Origin of the sequence: Janibacter limosus, assembly GCF_004295485.1 — a bacterium.
Classification (GTDB): domain Bacteria; phylum Actinomycetota; class Actinomycetes; order Actinomycetales; family Dermatophilaceae; genus Janibacter; species Janibacter limosus_A.
Map to the genome: position 1 here is coordinate 2,298,345 of NZ_CP036164.1, position 22,674 is coordinate 2,321,018.

At 71.2% G+C, this 22,674-nt stretch carries 19 protein-coding genes; 6 read left to right on the forward strand and 13 right to left on the reverse strand.

Translation table 11 applies throughout. The features are described from left to right. Nucleotides 1–182: 182 nt before the first annotated feature. The 4 genes from EXU32_RS10905 to EXU32_RS10920 form a co-directional block, all read right to left on the reverse strand. Complete coding sequence (locus tag EXU32_RS10905; protein WP_130629929.1) at nucleotides 183–611, reverse strand: type II toxin-antitoxin system VapC family toxin; 429 nt, start codon at nucleotides 609–611, stop codon at nucleotides 183–185. Then, on the reverse strand, nucleotides 608–835 hold the full coding sequence (locus EXU32_RS10910) for a FitA-like ribbon-helix-helix domain-containing protein (RefSeq protein ID WP_130629930.1): 228 nt from the start codon (nucleotides 833–835) through the stop codon (nucleotides 608–610). Before EXU32_RS10910 ends, EXU32_RS10905 begins: the two co-directional genes overlap by 4 nt. A gap of 167 nt (nucleotides 836–1,002) precedes the next feature. After that, entirely contained in the window at nucleotides 1,003–2,244 is a 1,242-nt protein-coding gene (locus tag EXU32_RS10915) for a fatty acid desaturase family protein (protein WP_130629931.1), read from the reverse strand. Nucleotides 2,245–2,246: 2 nt separating this feature from the next. Then, a complete protein-coding gene (locus EXU32_RS10920; RefSeq protein ID WP_130629932.1) occupies nucleotides 2,247–3,362 on the reverse strand; it encodes a ferredoxin reductase in 1,116 nt (371 codons plus the stop codon). A 157-nt stretch (nucleotides 3,363–3,519) separates the two neighbouring features. Between EXU32_RS10920 and EXU32_RS10925 the strand changes: the two genes are divergently transcribed. After that, on the forward strand, nucleotides 3,520–4,704 hold the full coding sequence (locus tag EXU32_RS10925) for a helix-turn-helix domain-containing protein (RefSeq protein WP_207233778.1): 1,185 nt from the start codon (nucleotides 3,520–3,522) through the stop codon (nucleotides 4,702–4,704). A gap of 133 nt (nucleotides 4,705–4,837) precedes the next feature. Here EXU32_RS10925 and EXU32_RS10930 read toward each other — a convergent pair whose 3' ends face one another. Continuing rightward, nucleotides 4,838–5,569, reverse strand: coding sequence for an alpha/beta hydrolase family protein (locus tag EXU32_RS10930; protein WP_130629933.1), 732 nt, complete (start codon nucleotides 5,567–5,569; stop codon nucleotides 4,838–4,840). Continuing rightward, the gene (locus EXU32_RS10935; protein WP_130629934.1) at nucleotides 5,562–6,392 is read right to left on the reverse strand and encodes an SOS response-associated peptidase; all 831 of its coding nucleotides are present in this window, start codon (nucleotides 6,390–6,392) and stop codon (nucleotides 5,562–5,564) included. Before EXU32_RS10935 ends, EXU32_RS10930 begins: the two co-directional genes overlap by 8 nt. Before the next feature lie 88 nt (nucleotides 6,393–6,480). On the opposite strand from EXU32_RS10935, the gene EXU32_RS10940 reads away from it, so the two are divergent. The 4 genes from EXU32_RS10940 to hisN all read left to right on the forward strand — a co-directional run bounded on the left by EXU32_RS10940 (nucleotide 6,481) and on the right by hisN (nucleotide 10,299). Next, a complete protein-coding gene (locus tag EXU32_RS10940; protein WP_130629935.1) occupies nucleotides 6,481–6,996 on the forward strand; it encodes a DoxX family protein in 516 nt (171 codons plus the stop codon). Nucleotides 6,997–7,002: 6 nt separating this feature from the next. Next, a complete protein-coding gene (gene aroA, locus EXU32_RS10945) occupies nucleotides 7,003–8,298 on the forward strand; it encodes a 3-phosphoshikimate 1-carboxyvinyltransferase (RefSeq protein WP_130629936.1) in 1,296 nt (431 codons plus the stop codon). Beyond that, nucleotides 8,298–9,383 carry a ribosome small subunit-dependent GTPase A gene (gene rsgA, locus EXU32_RS10950; protein WP_130631163.1) on the forward strand — a complete coding sequence of 362 codons (1,086 nt, stop codon included), beginning with the start codon at nucleotides 8,298–8,300 and terminating at the stop codon, nucleotides 9,381–9,383. The genes aroA and rsgA overlap by 1 nt, the downstream gene beginning before the upstream one ends. A 121-nt stretch (nucleotides 9,384–9,504) precedes the next feature. After that, complete coding sequence (gene hisN, locus EXU32_RS10955) at nucleotides 9,505–10,299, forward strand: histidinol-phosphatase (protein ID WP_130629937.1); 795 nt, start codon at nucleotides 9,505–9,507, stop codon at nucleotides 10,297–10,299. 174 nt (nucleotides 10,300–10,473) lie between these two features. On the opposite strand, the gene EXU32_RS10960 is transcribed toward hisN, so the two are convergent. The 5 genes from EXU32_RS10960 to chrA form a co-directional block, all read right to left on the reverse strand. Then, a complete protein-coding gene (locus EXU32_RS10960) occupies nucleotides 10,474–11,271 on the reverse strand; it encodes a hypothetical protein (protein WP_130629938.1) in 798 nt (265 codons plus the stop codon). A gap of 188 nt (nucleotides 11,272–11,459) precedes the next feature. Next, entirely contained in the window at nucleotides 11,460–12,836 is a 1,377-nt protein-coding gene (locus EXU32_RS10965; RefSeq protein ID WP_130629939.1) for a M16 family metallopeptidase, read from the reverse strand. Further along, nucleotides 12,833–14,122 (reverse strand): M16 family metallopeptidase, encoded by a 1,290-nt coding sequence (locus EXU32_RS10970; protein WP_130629940.1) that lies wholly within the window; start codon nucleotides 14,120–14,122, stop codon nucleotides 12,833–12,835. Before EXU32_RS10970 ends, EXU32_RS10965 begins: the two co-directional genes overlap by 4 nt. 9 nt (nucleotides 14,123–14,131) lie before the next feature. Then, on the reverse strand, nucleotides 14,132–15,529 hold the full coding sequence (locus EXU32_RS10975; RefSeq protein ID WP_207233779.1) for an NAD(P)/FAD-dependent oxidoreductase: 1,398 nt from the start codon (nucleotides 15,527–15,529) through the stop codon (nucleotides 14,132–14,134). A 67-nt stretch (nucleotides 15,530–15,596) separates the two neighbouring features. After that, entirely contained in the window at nucleotides 15,597–16,778 is a 1,182-nt protein-coding gene (gene chrA / locus EXU32_RS10980) for a chromate efflux transporter (RefSeq protein WP_242612763.1), read from the reverse strand. Nucleotides 16,779–16,802: 24 nt separating this feature from the next. Here chrA and EXU32_RS10985 point away from each other — a divergent pair, with 24 nt between their 5' ends. Then, complete coding sequence (locus EXU32_RS10985; RefSeq protein ID WP_242612978.1) at nucleotides 16,803–17,411, forward strand: 4'-phosphopantetheinyl transferase family protein; 609 nt, start codon at nucleotides 16,803–16,805, stop codon at nucleotides 17,409–17,411. Here the strand turns inward: EXU32_RS10985 and EXU32_RS10990 are convergent. Together EXU32_RS10990 and EXU32_RS10995 are read right to left on the reverse strand one after the other, a co-directional pair. Then, a complete protein-coding gene (locus tag EXU32_RS10990; RefSeq protein WP_242612764.1) occupies nucleotides 17,378–18,688 on the reverse strand; it encodes a M1 family metallopeptidase in 1,311 nt (436 codons plus the stop codon). The two genes, EXU32_RS10985 and EXU32_RS10990, sit on opposite strands and share 34 nt — an antisense overlap. Beyond that, nucleotides 18,685–22,587 (reverse strand): Pls/PosA family non-ribosomal peptide synthetase, encoded by a 3,903-nt coding sequence (locus EXU32_RS10995; protein WP_130629945.1) that lies wholly within the window; start codon nucleotides 22,585–22,587, stop codon nucleotides 18,685–18,687. The genes EXU32_RS10990 and EXU32_RS10995 overlap by 4 nt, the downstream gene beginning before the upstream one ends. Nucleotides 22,588–22,674: the final 87 nt, after the last annotated feature.

Consider the following 22,674-nt stretch of genomic DNA (forward strand, 5'->3'; position numbering starts at 1 on the left):
CGAGTTACGACCGTAGATGAATCGGACGTAGTCCCACCGGGACTGCAAGACCTTGAGGACGCGACCCACCATGCCGAAACCCTAGCCTCGGCCAGATGACGCTCGCAGTCGGCCAACCCGCAGGGCTATCCCGCGTGAGGGGAACCCCCCTTCGTACCTCGAGGAACGTGCCCGGGCATACGTCAGGGACGCTCTGACGCCGTCCACGGGTCGAGGCAGGCAACTCCCAGCGGCTCGAAGTGCCGGATGTTGCGGGACACCACCGTCATGCCCGAGGCCTCGGCCACCGCGGCAATCAGTGCGTCGTCGAAGGGAGCGTGCTCAGGGACTCGGTACGTGGCCAGCACCCGCGCGGCCGGCAGGTCGAAGGACAGCACCCGGCCGGAGAAGGCCGGCAACACCTGACGCTCGAACCAGCGGCGCAGCACCTCACCCTGAGCCGGGTCCGACCGCTCCTTGGCGACGATCCCGCGTTCGATCTCGCTCATGGTCAACGCGGTGACGAACTGGTCGGCGACGGACACGGTGGCCGACCATGCTTCGACAGCCGGGTTGCGCCCCCGCAGCCGAAGCGCGGTAACCACGTTGGTGTCCAGGACGAACTGGGTCACAGCTCAGGGGTCCGGGCGGCCAGCCCAAGCCGCTCGGGCTCGAACTCGATGTCGAGACCTTCCTCGCTCGCCAGCAGATCGGCGAGCGTCAGGCGAACTCCCCCCAGCGCCTCGGCCAAGATCGCCCGCGCCTCGGCCTCGGTCGAGCGGTGATGCTGCTCGGCGCGACTCTTCAGCGCTGCCTTGGTCCCTGCGGGAAGCTTGCGGATCAGGATCTGCTCCATGGCGACCACCCCTTCGATATCAGATGAATGATATCAGCCAGGAGGCCGCGCCCGTCACGCAAGAGACCCCCTTCGCGATCGAAGGGGGTCTCTTGCGTCTGGCTTCGAGACGCTTGCTGCCGTCTGGTGCTGCCGTCTGGCTTCGAGACGCTTGCTGCGCAAGCTCCTCAGCCAGCGTTGGCGAGCTGGAAGCGGGTCTTGCGGGCGCGGGCCTTCAGGCCCTTCATGCCGGACGTGCGCAGGATGCCGATCGCCTGGGTGAGCGAGGTGTCGTTGGGCAGGGACAGGCGGATGATCTCGCTCCACGCGGAGCCGACCTGCTTGGGCAGCGATCCGGAGACGTACTCCAGGCCGTACTCGGCGAAGAGCGCCTGGATGCGCGGGGCGATCTCCGGGTAGCGACGGCTGGGCATGTCGGGGAAGAGGTGGTGCTCGATCTGATAGCTCAGGTGACCGGTGGCGATGTGCATCGGCGTCGAGCCGGTGATGTTGGCCGAGCCGAGCATCTGGCGCAGGTACCACTCGCCGCGGGTCTCACCGTCGATCGAGTTCTTGCTGAAGGTCTTCACGCCCGCCGGGAAGTGGCCGCACATGATGACCGAGTGCGTCCAGTAGTTGCGCACGAGGTTGGCCACGACATTGGCGCCGAGGGTCGACAGGAAGTTCGGCCCCGACAGCAGCGGGAAGAGCAGGTAGTCCTTGCCGGCCTGCTTCTTGATCTTGTTGACGACCTTCTTCGCCTCGAACATCCACTCCGGGTTGTCCTTGCGGGTCTTCCAGTTCTTGCCGAGCTCGAGGTCGTACGCGGCGATGCCGTACTCGAAGAGCGTGGCATTGATGAACTGCGTGATCGGCTGGATCAGGTAGCCCGGGTACCACTTCTGCGCGTCGTCGACACGCATGATGCCGTAGCCCAGGTCGTTGTCGTGGCCGACGACGTTGGTGTACGTGTGGTGCACCTGGTTGTGGCTGCTCTTCCAGTGGTCCGCCGGGGTGACGTTGTCCCACTCCCACGTGGAGGAGTGGATGCTCGGGTCGCGCATCCAGTCCCACTGGCCGTGGATGATGTTGTGCCCGACCTCCATGTTGTCCAGGATCTTGGACGCGCTCAGCGCGGCCGTGCCGGCCACCCAGGCGATCGGGTTGCCGGAGAAGAACAGGGCGGCGCGGCCACCGATCTCCAGGTAGCGCTGCGCCTTGATCACGCGGCGGATGTAGCGGGCATCGGCCTCGCCCAGCGAGTCCATGACGGACGCGCGGATCCCGTCGAGCTCGCGACCGAGCTCCTCGATCCGCTCCGGGGTGAGGTGCGAGATCGGCGACTCGGTGAGATTGACGTGGGTGTGGATGACATCGGACATGCCGCCGGTGATGCGGGCGTCCGTCGTGCGCTCGAGAGTGGCAGTCATGGTCACTTCTCCTTGGTCTCGATGGTGCAGGAACCGGCGACGGCGGAGATGCAGGTCTGCACCTTGACCGCCGGGTCGTCGGGAGTTGTCGAGGTGACGTCGCCGGTGCGCAGGTCGCGCACGGCTCCGTCGGTCATGGGCAGGACGCAGCTGAAGCAGATGCCCATCCGGCACCCGCTCGGCATGAGGACGCCGGCGTCCTCGGCGGCGTCGAGGATGGTGGTGGCGCCGTCGAGCTCGAGGGTCTTGGTCTCCGCCCCGACACGAAGGGAGGCGGTCCCCCCTTCGCCGGCCTCGACGATGGTGGGCCGGAAGCGCTCCACGTGCAGCAGGTCGGTGTGGCCAGCCGCCTCGTAGTGCTGCTCGAAGGCGTCGAGCATGGGGGTCGGCCCGCAGATCCAGGTCTCGCGGTCGCGCCAGTCGGGGACGAGCTCGTCGAGCTGGTCGGGGGTGAACATGCCCTCGTCGTCGGTGTGGCGCACCATCACGCGCACCCCGGGAGCGGGGTTGGCCAGCTCCTTGGCGAAGATCACGTCGTCGGCCGTCGGCGCGGAGTGCGCGTGGACGACGTCGAGCCCGTCGAAGTCGTGGTTGCGCATCATCCCCATGACCGGCGTGATGCCGGAGCCACCGGTGAGGAAGAGGACCTTGGGCGGGACGCTCTGCGGGAGCATGAAGTCGCCGGTCGCCTGGTCGAGCTGGACGATCGTGCCCGGCCGCGTGTGGTGCACGAGGTGCCGGGAGACCAGACCGTCGGGCATCGCCTTGACGGTGATTGAGATCAGACCGTCGCGGGCGCTCGTGTCGGAGGTCAGGGAGTAGGCGCGCCACAGGCGGCGGCCGTCGACGTCGACGCCGATCCGGATGTACTGGCCGGCCGCGTGGCCCTGCCAGTCCCGACCTGCGCGGATGGTTATCGTGGCGGCGTCGCGGGTCTCGGGGATGACGGAGACGATGCGGCCGCGCAGGTCGGCGCCGGCGCGAAGGGGGGCGATGAGGTCGAGGTACTCGTCGGGGACGACGGGGGTGGCCAGGCCACGGGCGATGCGGACAGCGGTGTCGCGGACCTTCAGCAGAGGCTGGGTCCGGACCGCGTCTCGATTCGCAAAGGTTGTCATGACTCCATCCTCTCGCCTCAACAAGGCGATGGTTGTGTCTCGTGCGAGTAGTGTTTGACCTGAAGAATTGTTCGCTCGAGACAAAGAGGCGGTGTGGCCTGGCACTCACTCCCCTGCAGTCCTTCGAGAATTCATCCCTGCTGAAGAAGGAATTCCCTTGTCGGACAAAGACGGTCGGACCGCGCAGCACGCCGCGGACCTCGCCCTCGACGAGGCGACGGTCGACGCCCTTCGCGCTCACCTGCCGAGGGTGGCCAAGGTCGTCATGGCCGAGGTGATGGAGCAGGTCCCGGCCTACGACGTCCCCTTCCAGGGGCGGATGGGGCAGATCATCGAGAAGGCCGTGCAGGTCTCGCTCGAGAGCTTCGTGTCGCTCGCCTCGCAGTCCGCGCCCGATGGCGCGCCGGTCGGCGTGGGTGTCAGCGCCGCACGGGACCTCGGGCAGGCCGAGGCGCGCAACGGCCGCCCCGTCGATGCGCTGCTCGCCGCCTATCGCGTCGGGTCGCGCGCCGCGTGGCGCGAGCTGTCCGTCGAGGCGATCGCCGTGGGCGTCGACGCCGCCACGCTGGGGCGGTTTGCCGAGCTGGTCTTCACCTACATCGACGAGCTGTCCGCCGCCTCGGTGGCCGGCCACAACCGGGAGACGAGCAGCACCGAGCGCGAGCGCATCGTCCACCTCGACCGGCTCGCCCGCGGGCTGCTCACCGGGGTCGGTGAGGTCGAGCTCGAGGCCGCCGCGGCCGCCGCCCGCTGGACCCCGCCACGCACCCTGACTGCCGTCATGGTCCCCCGCCACCGTCTCGTGCGGACCGTCGGCGTCCTCGACCCCCGCACGCTGAGCCTCGCCGAGGACCTGCCGGGCTCCGTCGACACCCACTCCACGCTGCTCGTCCCCGACAGCGGCGGGCGCGCACGCCAGCGGCTGCTGGCGCTGCTCGACGGCCACGACGCCGCGGTCGGCCCTGCCCGGCCGTGGACGCGCGCCCACGAGTCCTACGAGCGGGCCGTGCGGGGCATCGGGCTGCGTGACGGGGTCGTCGACACCGACGCACTGCTGCCCGAGCTCGTCCTGCAGGCCGACCCCGCGGCGCTGGCCGATCTGCGCGCGGCGGCGCTGGCTCCCTTCGACGAGGTGACCGACGGTGCCGCGGACCGGCTGGCCGACACCCTGCGCGCGTGGCTGCTGCTGCAGGGGCGCCGCGAGCTGGTCGCCGAGACACTGCACGTCCACCCGCAGACGGTGCGTTACCGGATGAACCAGGTGCGCGACCTCTACGGCGAGCGCCTCAACGACCCCGACGAGGTGCTGGCGATCCTGCTGGCCCTGGGGCGCACCCCCTGAGTGCGCATCTCCTTAAGGAAATGCGAACCCTTGCGCATTTCCTTAAGGAAATGCGAACTCCTTGCGCAGACCTCAAGGAGATGCGGACTCCTTGCGCATTTCCTTAAGGAGATGCGAACCCTTGCGCACGACCTCAAGGAGATGCGAAGGGAGGGCCCGTCACCCACGCGGCCACGGACTCGGCCACCGCGGGGCCGTTGGTGAAGGAGTGGGTGCCGGGGGCTTCGTCGACACGTACGTCAGCGGCATTGTCCCCCAAAGCTCCTCGCAACGCCTCGCGCACTGCGTCGGGTGAGCCGAAGGGGTCCTTGCGCCCCTGGATCACGTGCACCGGCAGGCCGGCCTCGACCGGGAGGACGAGCTCGCCGATCCGGGACTTGTCCGGCCCCTTGCCCGGCGGCACGAGCGGGAAGGACAGCGCGAGCACCCCGTCGGCGCCCAGCTCCCCCGCGAGCCGGCAGGCCACACGCGCACCCGCGCTGCGGCCACCGAAGACCACCCGCTCGGCCAGCTCGCCCCGCACCGCGGCGACGATCTCGCGCCACGCGGCGTCGAGCTTGGGCGGCATGGGCGCCACCTTCTTGCCCGCCACCCGCCACGGCATCTCCACCAGCGCCACCTGCCACCCGTGCTCCGGCAGCAGCTTCGCGATGGCGGCGAGGTCCTTGGCGTCGACCCCGCCACCGGCCCCGTGGGTGAGGAGCAGGGAGCCTCGGGTCACCCCCTTCGCCGGGGTGGTGTGGACGCGGGCCGGGCCCTGCGCGGTCGGGAGGCTTCGCCCTTCGAGACGGCGCTGGAGCGCCTCCTCAGGGATCGGGGGGCGACGGCGCTGGAGCGCCTCCTCAGGGATCGGGGGGTCAGCCACCGAGGATCTCCCCTGTCTCGGGGTCGACGACGCCGACCAGCTCAGATGCGGGCAGCGGGTCGAGCAGGTGCGGGCCGTTGTTGCGGGTCGCGCCCACCGCCGTCGAGATCGGGTGGGCGGCGAATCGACCCGGCTGGGCGAAGGCGAGCAGCTCCCCCACCTCGGCGAGGTCCGTCAGGCCCGGGTCGAGCCAGCGCGTCCAGTCCTCGCGCTCGAGCACCAGCGGCTGGCGGTCGTGGATGCGGTCCATGCCGGGGTCGGCCGTCGTCGTGATGATCGTGAAGGTCGTCAGCCACGCCTGCGGGTCGTCGTTGTCGGCGACGGCCCGGTCCCGCCAGAACTCGTACAACCCGGCGAAGGCGAGCGGCTCGTCGTCGCCGCGGTGGATGAAGAAGGGCTGCTTGCGCGGTTTGCCCTTGCTGTCGGTCGCCACCGGCGAGGCCTGCCACTCGTACCAGCCCGCGGCCGGCACCAGGCAGCGCCGGCTCGCTGCCGCCTTGGCGAAGGAGGACTTCTCGAGCACCGTCTCCGCGCGGGCATTGGTCATCCGCAGCCCGACCTTGGTCTCCTTGGCCCACGACGGCACGAGGCCCCACGTGAGCAGTCGCAGCTGGCGAAGGGGGTCCCCCTCCCCCTTGGGCGCACGGCTGAGGACGACCGGCGCCTGCTTGGTCGGCGCCATGTTGTAGTCCGGGGTGCCCGGCGGCGGGTCCTGGGGTGACTTCAGCAGCGAGCGCGCCGGGTCACCGACCCGATCGGCGTCGATCTCGAACTCCTCGATCAGGTCATCCGGGTTGGCCGTGGCCGCGTATCGTCCGCACACACCTCGAGCGTAGGCCGACGAGCCGACTACGGTAGTCACGTACCCGCCGGGGCCCTCCCGGTGACGTCCACGACGACAAGGAGCAGTCATGATCGTTCGTCGCATTGCCCGCCCCATGCTGGCCGGCATCTTCATCTGGGGCGGCATCAACGCCCTTCGCTACCCGAGCGCCCACGCGCCCGCCGCCGAGAAGGTCACCAAGCCGCTCGCCTCCAAGACCCAGCTGCCCGACGACACCGAGCTGCTGGTGCGCGCCAACGGCGCCGCGATGCTCGCCGGTGGGGCCCTGCTCGCCACGGGCAAGTTCCCCCGTCTGGCCTCCACCGTCCTCATGGGCACGCTCGCCCCGACGGCCGCGACGCACGACTTCTGGGCCGAGTCCGACCCGCAGGCCAAGGCCGGCAAGATGACCCAGTTCATCAAGGACATCTCCCTCATGGGTGGCCTGATGCTGGCCGCCGTCGACACCGAGGGCAAGCCCGGCGTCGCCTACCGCGCCAAGCTCGCCGGCCAGAGCGTCGAGCGGACCGCGCGCAGTGCCCGCGCCACGGCCCGCCGCGAGGCCAAGCTGGCCGCCCTCCAGGCCAAGAACGCGGTGTCCTGACCCGCGATGACCAGCCCTGATTGGCATGCCCCGGCAGCGTCCGGCCGCCTCGATGCGACCGTGACGCTGCCGGGCAGCAAGTCCCTCACCAACCGGTACCTCGTCCTCGCCGCCCTGGCCTCGGACACCTCGCGGCTGCGCCGCCCCCTTCGCTCCCGGGACACCGAGCTGATGGCCCAGGCCCTGCGCCAGCTCGGCGCCGGCGTCGACGACGCCACGTCCACCGGCGGCTCCCCCGACTGGCTGATCACCCCCGCGACCCTGCGCGGCGGACGCCCCGTCGACTGCGGCCTCGCGGGGACCGTCATGCGCTTCCTCCCGCCCGTCGCGGCCCTGGCCGGCGGCCCGGTGCCCTTCGACGGCGACGAGCACGCCCGCGTGCGGCCGATGGCCGCGGTCATCGATGCTCTCCGGGACCTCGGCGTGACGATCGAGGACGAAGGGAGGGGCACCCTCCCCTTCGTCGTGCAGGGACAGGGCTCGGTGCGTGGCGGCACGGTCGTCGTCGACGCGTCCGCGTCCTCCCAGTTCATCTCCGCGCTGCTGCTCGTCGGGTCACGCTTCGACGAGGGCATCACGATCGTCCACGAGGGCAAGCCCGTGCCGTCGCTGCCGCACATCGAGATGACCGTCGAGACGCTGCGCGACGCCGGTGCCGCGGTCGACGACTCCGAGGCCAACACCTGGCGGGTCGAGCCGGGCGAGCTGCTGCCGCTCGACGTGACCGTCGAGCCCGACCTGTCCAACGCCGCGCCCTTCCTCGCCGCCGCGGTCGTGGCCGGCGGGTCGGTCTCGGTCCCCGACTGGCCGGGGCACACCACCCAGGCCGGCGACCGGATCCGCGACGTGCTCGAGCAGATGGGCGCCGAGGTCACCCTCGACTCGCGCACGCTGACCGTGACCGGCGACGGGCACCCGCGCGGGATCGACATCGACCTGCACGATGCCGCCGAGCTGACCCCCGTCGTGGCTGCCCTGGCGGCGTGCGCCGAGGGCCGCTCGTACATCCGCGGGGTCGGGCACATCCGCGGTCACGAGACCGACCGGATCGCCGCGCTCTCGCGCGAGCTGGGCGGTCTGGGCGTCGGGGTGACCGAGCTCGAGGACGGGCTGCAGATCGACCCGGCACCCTTGCGGGGCAACACCTTCCACACCTACGCCGACCACCGCATGGTGATGGCCGGCGCCGTGATGGCGCTGCGCGCGCCGGGCACGGTCGTGCAGGACCCGGGCACCGTCGTCAAGACGCTGCCCGAGTTCGTCCAGCTGTGGCAGTCCATGCTCGAGGCCGCGGCACGCTGATGGGCCGGGCCGCGAGCAGCTGGGACGAGCGGGACGTGCGGGTGCGGCCCAACCGGCGAGGCACCCGTCCCCGCACCAAGGACCGGCCCAAGCACGAGGACGCGGTAGTCGGACGCGTGACCGCGGTCGACCGCGGTCGCTGGACGACCCTCGTGCCGGCAGGCGACGGTCTGCCCGAGCGCGTCGTCATCGCGATGCGGGCCCGCGAGCTGGGCCGCTCCCCCGTCGTGGTCGGCGACCGGGTCGCGATGGTCGGCGACACCTCCGGGCAGCCGGACGGGCTCGCGCGCATCGTGCGGATCGAGGAGCGGGCGACGGTGCTGCGGCGCACGGCAGACGACACCGACCCCTTCGAGCGGGTGATCGTCGCCAACGCCGACCAGCTCGTGGTCGTCGCGGCCCTGGCCGACCCCGAGCCGCGCCCCCGACTCATCGACCGCTGCCTGGTGGCGGCCTACGACGCCGGGATGGACCCCCTTCTCGTCCTGACGAAGTCCGACCTCGCGTCCGGTGAGGACTTCCTCGCCCAGTACGCACCGCTCAACGTGCCGCACGTGGTGACCTCGGTGCTCACCGAGGGCAGCGAGGGCCTGACCGAGCTGCGGCGGCGTCTGGCCGGGCGGGTCTCCGTGCTCGTCGGGCACTCCGGGGTCGGCAAGTCCACGCTGGTCAACGCGCTGTGCCCCGACGCCGACCGGGCGACCGGCCACGTCAACGACGTCACCGGCCGCGGGCGCCACACGTCGACCAGTGCTCTGGGGCTGCGGCTGCCGGCCGTCGACGGGCTCGAGATCGATGGGCGTGAGATCGACCTGGACGACCCGGACGCACCCGGGTGGATCATCGACACCCCGGGGATCCGGTCCTTCGGGCTGGCGCACGTGCAGCCCGACCACATCATCCGGCACTTCCCCGAGCTGGCGGAGGGCGCCGACGCCGGCTGCCCGCGCGGGTGCACCCACGACGAGCCCGACTGCGCCCTCGACGCCTGGGTGGCTGCCGGGCACGCCGGGACCGGCGGAGAGCAGCGACTGGACTCCCTTCGCCGGCTGCTGCGGGCGCGATCGGGCGAGGACACCCACTAGCTGGCGCGCCTCCCGTCCTGCTCCTCGTGGTGGGTCACGTGACCCACCACGAGGAGCAGGACCGGAGGCACCGGACCTCTCCCTTGCCTCCTCCCGGAGGCCGGGCAGGTACGTTGACCGGATGGCGACCTCCCACTATGCCGACGACCTGCGACTGGCCCACGTGCTGGCCGACCAGGTCGAGCGGATCACGATGTCCCGGTTCCAGGCGGACGACCTCGTCGTCGAGTCCAAGCCCGACCTGACCCCCGTCAGCGACGCCGACCGCTCCTGCGAGGAGGCGATCCGCGCCCAGCTGTCCCGCTCCCGCGGTCGCGACGCGGTCCTCGGCGAGGAGTTCGGCAACACCGGTGACTCGCAACGTCGCTGGATCATCGACCCGATCGACGGGACCAAGAACTACGTCCGCGGCGTCCCCGTCTGGGCGACGCTCATCGGTCTCGTCGACGGCGAGGACTGCGTCATGGGGCTCGTCGCGGCGCCCGCCCTCGGCCGCCGCTGGTGGGCCGCCAAGGACGCCGGCGCCTGGACCGGGCGCTCGCTCTCGCAGGCCCGGCAGATCGGCGTCTCCAAGGTCTCCCGGCTCGCCGACGCCTCCCTCTCCTACAGCTCGCTCGACGGCTGGCGTGAGAGCGGACGCGGGAGCAGCTTCCTCAACCTGACCTCCGACATGTGGCGCACCCGGGCCTACGGGGACTTCTGGTCCTACATGCTCGTGGCTGAGGGCGCCGTCGACGTCGCCGCCGAGCCCGAGCTCGAGCTCTACGACATGGCGGCCCTCGTCGCGATCGTCGAGGAGGCGGGCGGCCGATTCACCTCCCTCGACGGCACCCGCGGCCCGTGGGGTGGCAATGCCGTGGCGAGCAATGGGCTGCTGCACGACGAGGTGCTCTCGCGTCTGACCCCTCGGCCATAGCAGTCACAAAGGCCCCACCAGCATCAACAGCACCACCTGCCGGCACAGCAGCACCCGGCCGAGCAATGGTTGTGTGTTGAACTGGTAGCCACAGCTGCCGGCGAGGCCTACAGGGGGACGCCGGCACCCAGAACTACCGGTTCAACACACAACCAACCCTGCTGACCTGACTGGTCAGAGGGCGTACCTGGCGGGATCCTCGGCGTGGCGGCCGGACCGGATGACCTGCAGCAGGGTGTGCGAGGTCTTGCTCCACCTGCCCATGATCATGTGGTGGGTCAGCCGCGAGGTGAAGTACCCCAGCTCCAGCGCGCGCAGGTCCCGGGCTCTGTCCTTGGCGTAGGTGTCCTCTCCGGTGTGGTGCGCCCTGCTGTCGCACTCGATGATCCAGCGGCGCCCGGCCAAGTTGTCGACCCAGCCCACACCAGCAATCTTGACCTGGGGCGTCATGGTCACATTGTGCAGCTGGAGGAAGAGCCGCACCTTGCTCTCGGTCCCGGCCTGCGACAGCCCCGAGACCCGACTGAGCACTCGGGCTGTCCGGCGCGGCGCGGCGCTGGCCAGGGCAGCGATCTCCTCAGCGCTCACCTTGCCCAGGTGCAGGGCCGAGTCGGCGAGGATCCCGACGTCGAGCGGGTCCAGGCAGCCGATCGCGTGCTCCAGCAGCAGGCGCGGGGACGCGATGGCATCACTCTCCGGCCACCCGTGGTGCCACCCGTGCCCGACCCATGCGGCACCTACGGGCCCGCGCCGTGCGTAGACGTGCCGGCCGTGCTCGTGCGGCACCCACAGTCCGTGCTCCTTGGCCGCCGTCACACAGGTCGGGCGCAGCCCCTCCGCCAGGGCCTGCCGGACCTCGAGCGAGGTGTCGGGCGTGACGTAGTACCTGCCCGCACGTGCGAGATCACCTCTGCCCACCGTCGCCGCCAGCTCGCGTGCGCTCCCCTGCCACTGGTCTCTCAGATAGATCATCCGACCAGCACAGCGGCCAACCGCACCGCCGCACAGGACCATCGCAGATCTGGGGAAGAACCCCCCTTCGCCCCGAGGGTTGTGTGTTGAAGTGGTAGCCAAAGCTGCCGGCGAGGCCTATATGGCGAGGCCGGCACCCAGGACTACCGGTTCAACCCACAACCATCGGGGTGACCAGCTGACGTCGCTCAGTTGGCGACGACCGTGACCGGGCCCAGGCCGAGCGCCTCGACCTCGTCCCGGTACAGCGAGGCGTCGCCCACGACGATGATCGTGCGCTCCTGCGAGACGTGCTCGCGCCACGCGGCGTCGAGGTCGGCGGGAGTGAGCTCACGCATCGCGGTGATGACGTCGCTGGTGAAGGTCAGCGGCAGGTTGTCGCCCGCCAGCCCGCTCGTCTCGTCGGCGATGGCGTCGGCCGTGTCGTAGCGCCCGGGTGCGGTGAGCGTCATGAAGTCCACGCCGGCGCGCGTCTCCTGCTCGGTGAGCCCGCTGCCGACCTCACCGAGGATCTGGGTCAGCAGCCGCAGCGAGTCCACGGTCGAGTCGGCACGCACCGACCCCGAGACGGTGAAGGCCGACCCGATCTGCCGCGGCCGGAAACCCGCCCGGATGCCGTAGGTGTAACCCTTGTCCTCGCGCAGCACCTCGTCGATGCGGGCATTGGGCGCACCGCCGATGACATAGCCCAGGATCGGGAAGGGAGCCCACCCCGAGTCGACCCGCCGGTCGGGTCCGGGGCTGCCGATGAGGATCTCCGACTGGACCGAGCCCGGCCGGTCGACGAGCACCACGCGGGCGGCGTCAGCGGCTCGCGGCGCGGGGGCCGGCTCCACCGAGGCGGTCCGCCCGGAGGTGGTCCACGCGCCGAGGGACCCGGCCAGCAGCGCGTCGACGTCGACCCCGGTCAGGTCACCGGCGACGACCACCGTCGCCCCCTCGGGGTGGACGTGCTGCGCGTGGAAGTCGACGACGTCCTGGCGGGTGATCGCGGCGACCGTCTCCGGCGTCCCGGAGCCCGGGCGGCTCGCCCTGCTGCTCGCGTCGTAGTAGGTCTTGGCCCACTCCTTCAGCGCCCGGCGCCCGGCCGAGGCCCGCTCCTGCTCGATCTCTGCCAGCCGGGTGCGCGTCAGCCGCGCGACCTCGGTCTCGGCGAAGACCGGCTCGCTGAGGCACTCGGTGAGCAGCTCCAGCGCCGCCTCGAGGTTGCGCTGCGGCACGTCCATGTCCATGCCGAGGGAGGCCTCGCTCATGCCGGCACCGATCGCGACGCCTCGTCGCTCGAGCAGCTCGGACAGCTCCCGCTGCTCGTGCGTGCGGGTGCCCTCGTCGAGCAGTCGCGCCATGATCCAGGCGACCCCCTCGACCGCCGGCGGCTCGTGGCGCAGCGCGACCGGCACGGTGACCCGCACCGAGACGACGTACTGGCCCGGCACGTCGTGCACGAGGGCGCGGATCCCGTTGGGCAGCACCAGCTCTCGCGGCTGGGGGAAGCTCCACTCACCCGGCGGGGTGACCTCGGGCCGCGGCTGCACCGGGGTGCTCGCCTCGTCGACGGTGCTCATGCGACCTCCTCCTGCTGCTGCGCGACGCGGTAGACGACAGCGGCCCGGCTCTGCGGCCGCAGGTACTTGTGGGCCGCCGCGCGCACGTCGTCGGGGGTGACCTCGCCCAGTCGGTCGAGGAAGGTGTTGACGTACTCCGGGTCGTCGTGGAGGCACGTGTAGTGGCCGATGATGTCGGCGCGCTCGTCCTTGGCAGCCAGGGACGAGAGCCAGCCACGCTCGGCCTGGGCGCGCACCGCCTCCATCTGCTCGGGCGTCGGCCCCTCGTCGGCGAAGGCCGTCAGCTCGGCGCAGATCTGCTCCTCGAGCGCGTCGGTGTCGACGCCCTCGGCGACGTCCGCGACGACGAGACCCAGCGACACCCCGTCGACGAAGCCCATGGCCCCGACGTCGATGCTGTTGGCGACCTGCTGGTCGAGGACCAGGTGCTGCTCCAGCGGGGAGAAGCTCAACCCGCCCAGGCAGTCGAGCGCCATCGAGGCGGCCAGGAACTCCTGGCGGGTGTCGCCCCCTTCGGCAGGGAGGCGGAAGGCGAGATGGATGCGGTCGTTGGGCACCTCGTCGAGGACCTCGACCCGGACCGGCTCGGCCAGGGGCGGAAGGGGGGCGACCGGGCCCCGTCGTGGCGCCGCCGCGTGGGTGATGTGCCCGAAGTACTGCTCGACGAGGCCGACGGCCCGCTCCGCCGTCACGTCGCCGACGATCGTCATGACCGTGTTGTCCGGGGCGTAGTGCGCGGTGAAGAAGTCGTGGACGTCCTGCACCGATGCGGCGTCGAGGTCCTCCATCGAGCCGATCGTCGGGTGGTGGTAGGGGTGGCCCTCGGGGAAGATCGTCGCGTAGACCGTCGACAGCGCCTGGCCGTAGGGCTGGTTGTCGTACCGCTGACGCTTCTCCTCCTTGACCACATCGCGCTGGTTGTCGAGGTTGGCCTGGTTGACCGCCGCGAGCAGGTTGGCGTGCCGGTCGGCCTCGAGCCAGAGCGCCAGCTCCAGCGCCCCGGAGGGGATGGTCTCGAAGTAGTTGGTCCGGTCGAACCACGTCGTGGCGTTGAGCCGGCCGCCGACACCCATGAGCGCCTGGAAGTGCTCGCCGTTGTCGACGTGGGCACTCCCCTGGAACATCAGGTGCTCGAAGAGGTGGGCGAAGCCGGTGCGACCCGGCTCCTCATGGCGCGATCCGACACCTACCCACAGGTTGACCGTGACGGTCGGGGTCGTGTGGTCCGGCTGCACGACGACGCGCAGCCCGTTGGCGAGGGTGTGCTCCTCGAGGGTGAAGTGCATGCTCGCACCCTACGACGCGTCGCGCTGCACCTCGGCCTCGAGCTGCTCCTCGTGCCCGCGACGGGGCAGCTCGGGGTAGGCGCCCGGGCCGAGGTCCTCCATCGCCCGACGCGCGAAGACCTGCTGCATCGTCGTCACCCGCTCGTTGCGGTTGTTGCCGACGAAGGTGATGATCCAGTTGAGCAGGGTGGAGATGCGGTTCTTGAAGCCGACCATCGCCATGAGGTGCACGGCCAGCCAGGCCAGCCAGGCGATGAATCCGGTGAGCTTGATCCGGCCGATGCTGGCGACGGCGGAGTACTTCGAGATCGTGGCCATCGAGCCCTTGTCGAAGTACTTGAAGGGGGCCTGCGGCTCCTTGCCGTCGAGGCGACCGACGATCTCCTTGGCCGCGTAGCGACCACCCTGGATCGCCAGCTGGGCGACGCCCGGGTAGCGCTTGAGGTTGATCATGTCGCCGATGAGGAAGACCTCGGGGTGACCCTTGAGCGTCAGGTCCTCCTCGACGTGCACCCGACCGGCGCGGTCGACCTCGGCGCCCGCCTGGTCGGCGACCATCTTGCCCAGCGGGGAGGCGGCGACGCCGGCGGCCCAGACCTTGGTCATCGACTCGATGCGGCGGTGGGTGCCGTCCTTGTCCTTGACCTCGATGCCGGTGCCGTCGACCTGGGTCACCATGGCGCCGAGCTGGACCTCGACGCCGCGGGCCTCGAGGCTCTTGCGCGCCTTGGCACCGAGGTGGTCGCCGAAGGAGGGCAGCACCATGTCGGCACCGTCGAGGAGCACCACGCGGGCATCGCGCGGGTTGATGTGGCGGAACTCGTGGGCCAGCGTCTTGTGGGACAGCTCGGCGATCTGGCCGGCCATCTCGACACCGGTCGGACCGGCACCGACGACGACGAAGGTGAGCAGACGCTCGCGGTCGTGGGGGTCGGTCGTGGTCTCGGCCAGCTCGAAGGCGCCGAAGATCCGGCCGCGCAGCTCGAGGGCGTTGTCGATGTCCTTCATGCCCGGTGCGTAGCGGGCGAAGTGGTCGTTGCCGAAGTAGGACTGGCCGGCACCGGCGCCGATGATCAGGCTGTCGTACGGGGTGACCGTCTCCTGGCCCAGCGAGTGGGAGGTGACCGTGCGGGCCTCGAGGTCGATGTCCATGACATCGCCGAGGATCGTGCGCACGTTCTTGTCGCGAGCGAGGATGTCGCGGGTCGCCGGAGCGATGTCGCCCTCGGAGAGGATGCCCGTCGCCACCTGGTACAGCAGCGGCTGGAAGAGGTGGTGGCCGGTACGCGAGACGAGGGTGACCTCGACGTCCTTGCCGCTCAGTGCCTTGGCGGCGAAGAGGCCGCCGAAGCCGGATCCGATGATGACGACGCGGTGCTTGGCAGAGGTTTCGCTCACGTCTCCCATTGTGGCCCAGCCCTTGACGGGGGCGAAATCGACAGGGTATTCCTCTGGTCACAGAGCCCGGGACGTGCTAAGGGACGATCTGCAGGAGCCCGGCGCCCAGCACGCTGGCGCCGATGACCACGGCCCAGGCCGGCGCCTTCCACACGGTCAGGGCGACGAAGGCGATCGCCGCGACGACCATCGTCCCCGCACCGGTGATGCCCTGGGTGAGGACGGGGTCGTAGAGCGCGGCGGCCAGGAGCCCGACGACCGCCGCCCCGGCCCCCGCCAGGGCGCGGCGAGCGCGGGCCGAGCGGCGCAGCCGCTGCCAGAAGGGCAGACCGGCGACCACGAGCAGCGCCGACGGCAGGAAGATCGCGAGCAGCGCGACGAGGGCCCCGAGCGGGGCGCTCTGCCCGGGCACCAGCGCACCGAGGTAGGCGGAGAAGGTGAAGAGCGGCCCGGGGACGGCCTGCGCCGCGCCGTAGCCGGCGAGGAAGTCCCCGTGCCCGACGAGGCCGGTGCCGACCGTCTCGGCCTCGAGCAGCGGCAGCACCACGTGCCCGCCACCGAAGACGAGCGACCCGACCCGGTAGAAGGAGTCGACGATGCCCAGCGTCGGGTCGTGGACGAGCGCCGCGAGGACGGGAAGGGAGATGAGCAGCCCCACCCAGATCGTCAGGGCCGTGAGGGCGGTGCGCCGTCGGACGGGGACGGCCTCGTCCTCCTCGTCCGTGACCGGGTCCGCCGAGAGCCAGAGCAGCCCCGCGAGCGCCCCCAGGACGATGGCGGCGACCTGGCTGGCAGCAGACGGGAGCAGCAGGACGACCGCGAGCGCGGCCACCGCGATCGTGGCGCGCCGCGGCCCGGCGGCGAGCGTGCGCGCCATCCCGATCACCGCGTGGGCCACGACGGCGACGGCGGCGGCCTTGAGACCCAGCAACCACCCTTCGTCCCCGGTGACGCCGATGGCCCGCGCGCCGAGGGCAAAGCCGAGCATGAGCAGGGCCGAAGGGAGGGTGAAGCCCACCCATGCCGCGGCCATGCCGAGGTAGCCGGCACGGCGCAGCCCGATCGCCATCCCCACCTGGCTCGAGGCCGGTCCGGGGAGGAACTGGCAGAGCGCGACGAGGTCGGCGTAGGCCGCCTCGGTGAGCCACTGGCGGCGCACGACGAAGGCATCGCGGAAGTAGCCCAGGTGCGCGACCGGCCCCCCGAAGCTGGTGAGCCCGAGCAGCAGGAAGACGCGGAAGACCTCGAGTGCGCGCACGCCTACCCTGCTCTCGTGGACATCATGTGGCACGACGCCCGGTCCCTGCGGAGCTTGCGCAGCAAGCGTCTCGAAGGGAGCGAAGCCCTCCGCGCCCACCTCGGCGCGGACATCGAGGTCGGCCGGCACTGCCCGTCATGCGGCTCGACGACCCACGGTCGACCGTGGGCCCGGCTGGCCGACGGGACGAGCACGCACGTCAGCCTCTCCCGCTGCGGCGAGCATCTCGTGACGGTCGTCGCGGAGCACCCGGTCGGCATCGATGTCGAGTCGATCGAGGCGGTCACCTCACGCTGGGACCCGGCCCTGGTCCTCCATCCGAGCGAAAAACACCCGCACGACCTTAAGGAGATGCGACGTCTTGCGCACGACCTTAAGGAGATGCGGGGCCCTGCGCACGACCTTAAGGAGATGCGGCTTCTTGCGCACGACCTTAAGGAGATGCGGCAGCGGGGAGCCATGTGGTGCCGCAAGGAGGCGATCCTCAAGGCGCTCGGCACGGGTCTGAGCACGCCGATGAGCGAGATCCGGGTCGCCGACTGGCCGGTCGTGGACATCGAGGCACCCGGGGGCCTCGCCGCAGCCGTCGCCACCATCCCTCAGGCCGGCAGGGGCGGCAGCTCGACCTCGTAGAGCCACGACTGGAAGAGGCCGGCGAGATCCTCCCCCGTCACCGCCTGCGCGTGCTCGACGAACATCGCCGTCGTGACATTGGCATGGCGCTGCGCGGCACTCCAGGTCCGCAGCACCTCGAAGAAGGCGTAGTCACCGACCTTGAGCCGCAACGCATGCAGCGTCAGTGCACCGCGCTTGTAGACCCGGTCGTCAAACATCAGCTCGGCGCCGGGGTCACCCAGGAGCAGCTCGTCGCCGTCGTCGTGGAGCACCTTGTCGTGGTGCACCTCCGCGCGCTCCCCCACGGTCATCAGCCCGACGTGCTCGGACCACAGCCACTCGGAGTAGCAGGCGAAGCCTTCGTGCAGCCAGATGTCGCGCCAGTGCGTGAGGGTCACGGAGTTGCCCCACCACTGGTGGCTCAGCTCGTGCGCGACGAGCCGGATGCACTCCCAGTCGTCGCTCATGAAGTTGCGGCCGAAGGTCGACAGCCCCTGCGACTCGAGCGGGATCTCCAGGTCGTCATCGGTGATCACCGCCGTGTACGACGCGAAGGGGTAGTCCCCGAAGAGCTCGACGTAGAAGGCCAGCATCTGCGGCTGCTTGCCGAAGGCCGCCTCGAAACCGGCCCGGGGGCGGCTGGCGGGTGCCACGACGCGGACGGGGACGGGCGCCCCCTTCTGCTCCAGCACCCGGTAGTCGCCGACCTGGACGGTGGCGAGGTAGGTGGCCATCGGGTCGTCCTGGCGGTAGGTCCACGTCGTCATGTTGCCGCGGGTCGTGCTGCGGACCAGCTCACCGGCGACGGCGACGTGGTACCCCTTCGCCACGGAGAGCGCGATCGCGTAGGTCGCCTTGTTGTCCGGTCGGTCGTTGCACGGGAACCACGACGGCGACCCGTGCGGCTGCGCGGCGACGAGCACGCCGTCCTCGAGCTCCTCCCAGCCGGCGTCGCCGAGATGACGGCTGCGCACCTGCTTGGGCGTCCCGGCGTACCTGATCCGAAGCTCGAAGTCCTCGCCCTCTGGCACGGTGCGCCCGAGCGTGACGGCGAGGCGGTCGAAGCGGTGGGTGTACTTGGCCGGCTTGCCGTCGACGTGCACGCGAGCGACGTTGAGGGAGTGCAGGTCCAGCTCCACCCGACTCACCGGCTGCAGCGCCCGGCAGGTCAGCGTCGCCTCGCCCGAGAGACGGTTGCCCACGATCTTGTAGTCGAGCACCAGGTCGTAGTGCTCCACGTCGTAGGACGCGTCCCCGTGCCCGGGGACGTAGTCGTCCGTTCCGTGCCGCCTCACTCGCTCTCCTCCCACGGTCCGATCGGGTTGCCGATCCATCGTGTGCGCGACGGTACGCCCTCGCCGCGCATCACCAGCGATGCGGGGCCGACCGTCGCGTCGCGTCCGATGCTCGACGAAGGGAGGATGACGCTGTTGGGTCCGAGCGTCGCCCCGGCCTCGAGGACGACCGAGTCCATGCTGAGCACCCGGTCGTGGAAGAGGTGGGTCTGCACGACGCAGCCGTGGTTGACCGTCGCGCCGTCGCCGAGCCGGACGAGGTCGCTCTCGGGGAGCCAGTAGGTGTCGCACCACACCCCGGTGCCGACGTGGCTGCCCATGAGGCGCAGCCACACGTTGAGCGCGGGGGTGCCGGCGGTGATCCGGGCGAACCACGGCGCGGCGAGCATCTCGGTGAAGGTGTCGGCGAGCTCGTTGCGCCAGACGAAGGGAGTCCACAGCTCGTGCTCGCCCGCACGGTGACGACCGACGAGGACCCACTTGGCGACGAGGGTGACCCCGGCGGCGACGTGGCTGCCGATGATCATGACGGGTCCGGCGAGCAACACTGCGACCCAGAGGGATCGGTCGATCAGGGCCAGCAGGACGACCCCGACCGCGAGGTTGAGCGCGACCGAGCACCACAGCGGGACGGCCCGGCAGAGCTCGACGAGGGCCCGCATGACCTTCAGTCGCATCGGCGGGTCGTAGGTGCGGCTGGAGTCCTGGTCGTCGGCCGTCCGACGCAGCCTGCGCGGCGGGGAGCCGATGTAGGACTGGCCGGCCTTGGCGACGCCGCGCCCGGGAGCGGCCGAGAGCACGGCGACGAGAGAGCGCTTGGGCACCCGGCGGCCCGGCGCGAGCATCCCGGAGTTGCCGACGAAGGAGCGCTTGCCCACCTTGACCCGCTCGACGCGGATCCAGCCGCCGCCGAGCTCGTAGGAGCCGATCATCGTGTCGTCGGCGAGGAAGGCGTGGTCACCGACCCGCACGAGCTTGGGGATGAGCATGACGGTCGAGGCCTCGACGCCCTCGCCGATGCGAGCACCCAGCAGCCGCAACCAGATCGGGGTGAAGGCGCTGGAGTAGATGGGGAAGAGCCAGTCCCGCGCCTCGTCGAGGAGGCGGATGGTCCCCCAGATGGCCAGGCCGGGTGCGGAGCGCACCGGGTAGTGGCCCGGCTGGACGAGCGTGCCGAGCAGGCGGGTGAGGCCGAGGACCAGCAGTGCCAGGACGAGGTAGCCGGCGAGCGCGACGAGGGGCAGCCACGGGAGGGCGGAGCGCAGCGCCTCGCCGAGGCCGTCCGACCCGGCGACGGCCGGCCAGAGCAGGGCGCCGGCAGCGAGGGTGGCGATCCCGGGCAGGGAGGCGATGAGCAGGGCGAGCACGGCATAGCCGAGCAACCACGTCCTGGGGGCGGGCGCCGCCTGCGCCGACCACGGCCCGCGGGCCCGGCCGTGCGGCTCCGCAGGGGCGCCCGACCAGAACTCGTCCTGCGTCACGACGCCCATGACGTGCGAGCCGGGGGCCACCTCCGCCCCCGGACCGATGACCGACCCCGGGGAGATGGTGCTGCGGGCACCGATCCGAGCGGTGGCTCCGATGGTGATCGGGCCGACGTGCACGCGGTCACCGTCGATCCAGTGACCGAGCAGGTCCACCTCCGGCTCGATCGAGGCCCCCGGCCCCACGTCCAGCCATCCGGTGACCGGCGGGAGGGCGTGCAGGTCCACCCCTTCGCCGATCTTGGCTCCGAGGAGCGTTGCGTACCAACGGAACCAGACCGCGCCGGACAGCGAAGCCGCGGCCAGCTCGTCCTGGATGCGCCCCGCCAGCCACAACCGCAGGTGGATCTTGCCCCCACGCGGGTGGGAGCCGGGCCTCACGCCGCGCAGGACCAGCCGCGCCAGGAGCGCGGCGAGCGCCATCCGGCCTGGGGCGGTGAGGAAGAGCGCCGTGGTGATTGCAACGAGCCAGAAGGGGAAGGCCGGCAGCCACGGCAGGACGACGTGCCCGATGGTCGAGCCCAGCAGCAGCCACGCCACCCACCGCATCCCCGCCAGAGCACGAAGGGGGACCATCGCCACGAGCTGGGCCACCTGGGTCCGCGTGCGGATGGGTCGGACCTTGCGGTTGGTGAGGACCATCGTCGACGCGGCCGCGGACTCGTCGAGCCAGGCCGCGAGGTCGCCGAGCGTGGGGTGCGCGTAGAGGTCACCGACGGTCGTCTCGGGGTTGCGCTCGCGCAGCCGGCTGACGACCTGGGCGGCGGTCAGCGAACCGCCCCCGAGGTCGAAGAAGTCGACCGAGGGGTCGCTCACCTGGGCACCGATGATCTCCACCCACAGCCCCGCGATCCACTGCTCGGTCTGCCCGAGCTGCCCGGTCGCCGGGGTGTCGTCGGAGGTGGGCAGGGGCCACGGGAGGGCGTCGCGGTCGACCTTGCCCGAGGTGCGCGTGGGCAGCTCGTCGACGACCGCGAGGCGCGGTACGAGCGCGGCGGGCATCCGCTCGCGCAACAGGTCGCGGGCCCGCGCGGCGTCGAAGTGCGCGTCGGCCGTCAGGTACCCGACGAGCAGCTTGTTGCCCGCCTGGGTGGAGCGCACGGCGGCCGCCGCGGAGACGACGCCCGGCAGGCGCAGCAGCTGCTCGTCGATCTCGCCGAGCTCGATCCGCCGGCCGCCGAGCTTGATCTGGTCGTCTGCGCGGCCGGCGAAGACCAGCCCGAGCGGGTCGTTGCGTACGACGTCGCCGGAGCGGTAGGCGCGCTCCCAGCCGAGGGTGGGCATGGCGGCGTACTTCTCGGCGTCCTTGGCCGGGTCGAGGTAGCGGGCCAGGCCGACGCCACCGATGATCAGCTCGCCGGACTCCCCTTCTGCCACGGGGTGCCCCTGCGCGTCGACGACGGCGAGGTCCCAGCCGGCGAGCGGCAGGCCGATGCGCACCGGGTCGCTGCCGTCGAGCATCGCGCCGCAGGCGACGACGGTGGCCTCGGTGGGGCCGTAGGTGTTCCACACCTCGCGGCCCGGCGCCTGGAGGCGCGCGGCCAGCTCGGCCGGGCAGGCCTCGCCCCCCATGATGAGCAGCCGGACCCGCTCCAGCGAGCTCGGCGGCCACAGCGAGACGAGGGTCGGCACGGTCGAGACGATGGTGATCTCGTTGGCCAGCAGCCACGGGCCGACGTCGACGCCCGAGCGCACGAGCGAGCGGGGTGCGGGCACGAGACAGGCGCCGTAGGCCCAGGCCAGCCACATCTCCTCGCAGCTGGCGTCGAAGGCGACGGACAGCCCGGCCATCACCCGGTCCCCCGGGGCGATCGGGTCGTCGACGAGAAACATCTGCGACTCGGCGTCGACGAAGGCGGCCGCGTTGCGGTGGGTGACGGCCACCCCCTTCGGCTTGCCCGTGGAGCCGGACGTGAAGATCACCCAGGCGTCGTCCCCGGTCCCGGGATGCGCCGGGTCGCGCGTCGGGCGCCCTTGTCCCGCAAGGGTGGTGGAGATGACCAGGTCGTTGCCGATGACGGCCGCGGCACCGGACTCCTCGAAGACCACCCGCGCCCGCTCGTCGGGGTCGTCCGCGTCGACGGGGACATAGGCCGCGCCCGCGACGAGGATCCCGATGATGGCCACGTAGAGGTCGGTCGAGCCGGAGCGGATGCGCACCCCGACCTTGTCCCCCCGCCCGATCCCGAGCTCGGCCAGCTGCTCGGCCACCGCCGATGCCGCCTCGCCAAGCTCGGCGTAGGTCAGCTTCTCCCTGCCGCTGTCGACGGCCGGCGCGTCCGGGTGCTCGGCGACGACCCCGGTGAAGATGTCCACGAGGGTGCGCGGGGACGGCGCCCGGTCGCCCGCGAGGAGCGACGGCGGCACGGGCGAAGGGGAGGTCACCGGCGCATCGTGGACTGCGAAGGTGAACATCTGGCGATGGCGCGCCGGAATAGCGCGTCGGGCACACTGGTTGATTGAATCGACAACAATTTCTCCCCTCTCCGACCGGAAGGCCGC

What these genes read in the sequence shown, in the direction of transcription:
- EXU32_RS10960 (WP_130629938.1), bottom strand. Translation starts at nt 11,271, where the DNA reads ATGATCTATCTGAGAGACCAGTGGCAGGGGAGCGCACGCGAGCTGGCG.
- EXU32_RS10975 (WP_207233779.1), bottom strand. Translation starts at nt 15,529, where the DNA reads ATGGGAGACGTGAGCGAAACCTCTGCCAAGCACCGCGTCGTCATCATC.
- rsgA (WP_130631163.1), top strand. Translation starts at nt 8,298, where the DNA reads ATGGGCCGGGCCGCGAGCAGCTGGGACGAGCGGGACGTGCGGGTGCGG.
- EXU32_RS10995 (WP_130629945.1), bottom strand. Translation starts at nt 22,587, where the DNA reads ATGTTCACCTTCGCAGTCCACGATGCGCCGGTGACCTCCCCTTCGCCC.
- EXU32_RS10970 (WP_130629940.1), bottom strand. Translation starts at nt 14,122, where the DNA reads ATGCACTTCACCCTCGAGGAGCACACCCTCGCCAACGGGCTGCGCGTC.
- EXU32_RS10985 (WP_242612978.1), top strand. Translation starts at nt 16,803, where the DNA reads ATGTGGCACGACGCCCGGTCCCTGCGGAGCTTGCGCAGCAAGCGTCTC.
- EXU32_RS10940 (WP_130629935.1), top strand. Translation starts at nt 6,481, where the DNA reads ATGATCGTTCGTCGCATTGCCCGCCCCATGCTGGCCGGCATCTTCATC.
- EXU32_RS10920 (WP_130629932.1), bottom strand. Translation starts at nt 3,362, where the DNA reads ATGACAACCTTTGCGAATCGAGACGCGGTCCGGACCCAGCCTCTGCTG.
- hisN (WP_130629937.1), top strand. Translation starts at nt 9,505, where the DNA reads ATGGCGACCTCCCACTATGCCGACGACCTGCGACTGGCCCACGTGCTG.
- EXU32_RS10965 (WP_130629939.1), bottom strand. Translation starts at nt 12,836, where the DNA reads ATGAGCACCGTCGACGAGGCGAGCACCCCGGTGCAGCCGCGGCCCGAG.
- EXU32_RS10910 (WP_130629930.1), bottom strand. Translation starts at nt 835, where the DNA reads ATGGAGCAGATCCTGATCCGCAAGCTTCCCGCAGGGACCAAGGCAGCG.
- EXU32_RS10915 (WP_130629931.1), bottom strand. Translation starts at nt 2,244, where the DNA reads ATGACTGCCACTCTCGAGCGCACGACGGACGCCCGCATCACCGGCGGC.
- aroA (WP_130629936.1), top strand. Translation starts at nt 7,003, where the DNA reads ATGACCAGCCCTGATTGGCATGCCCCGGCAGCGTCCGGCCGCCTCGAT.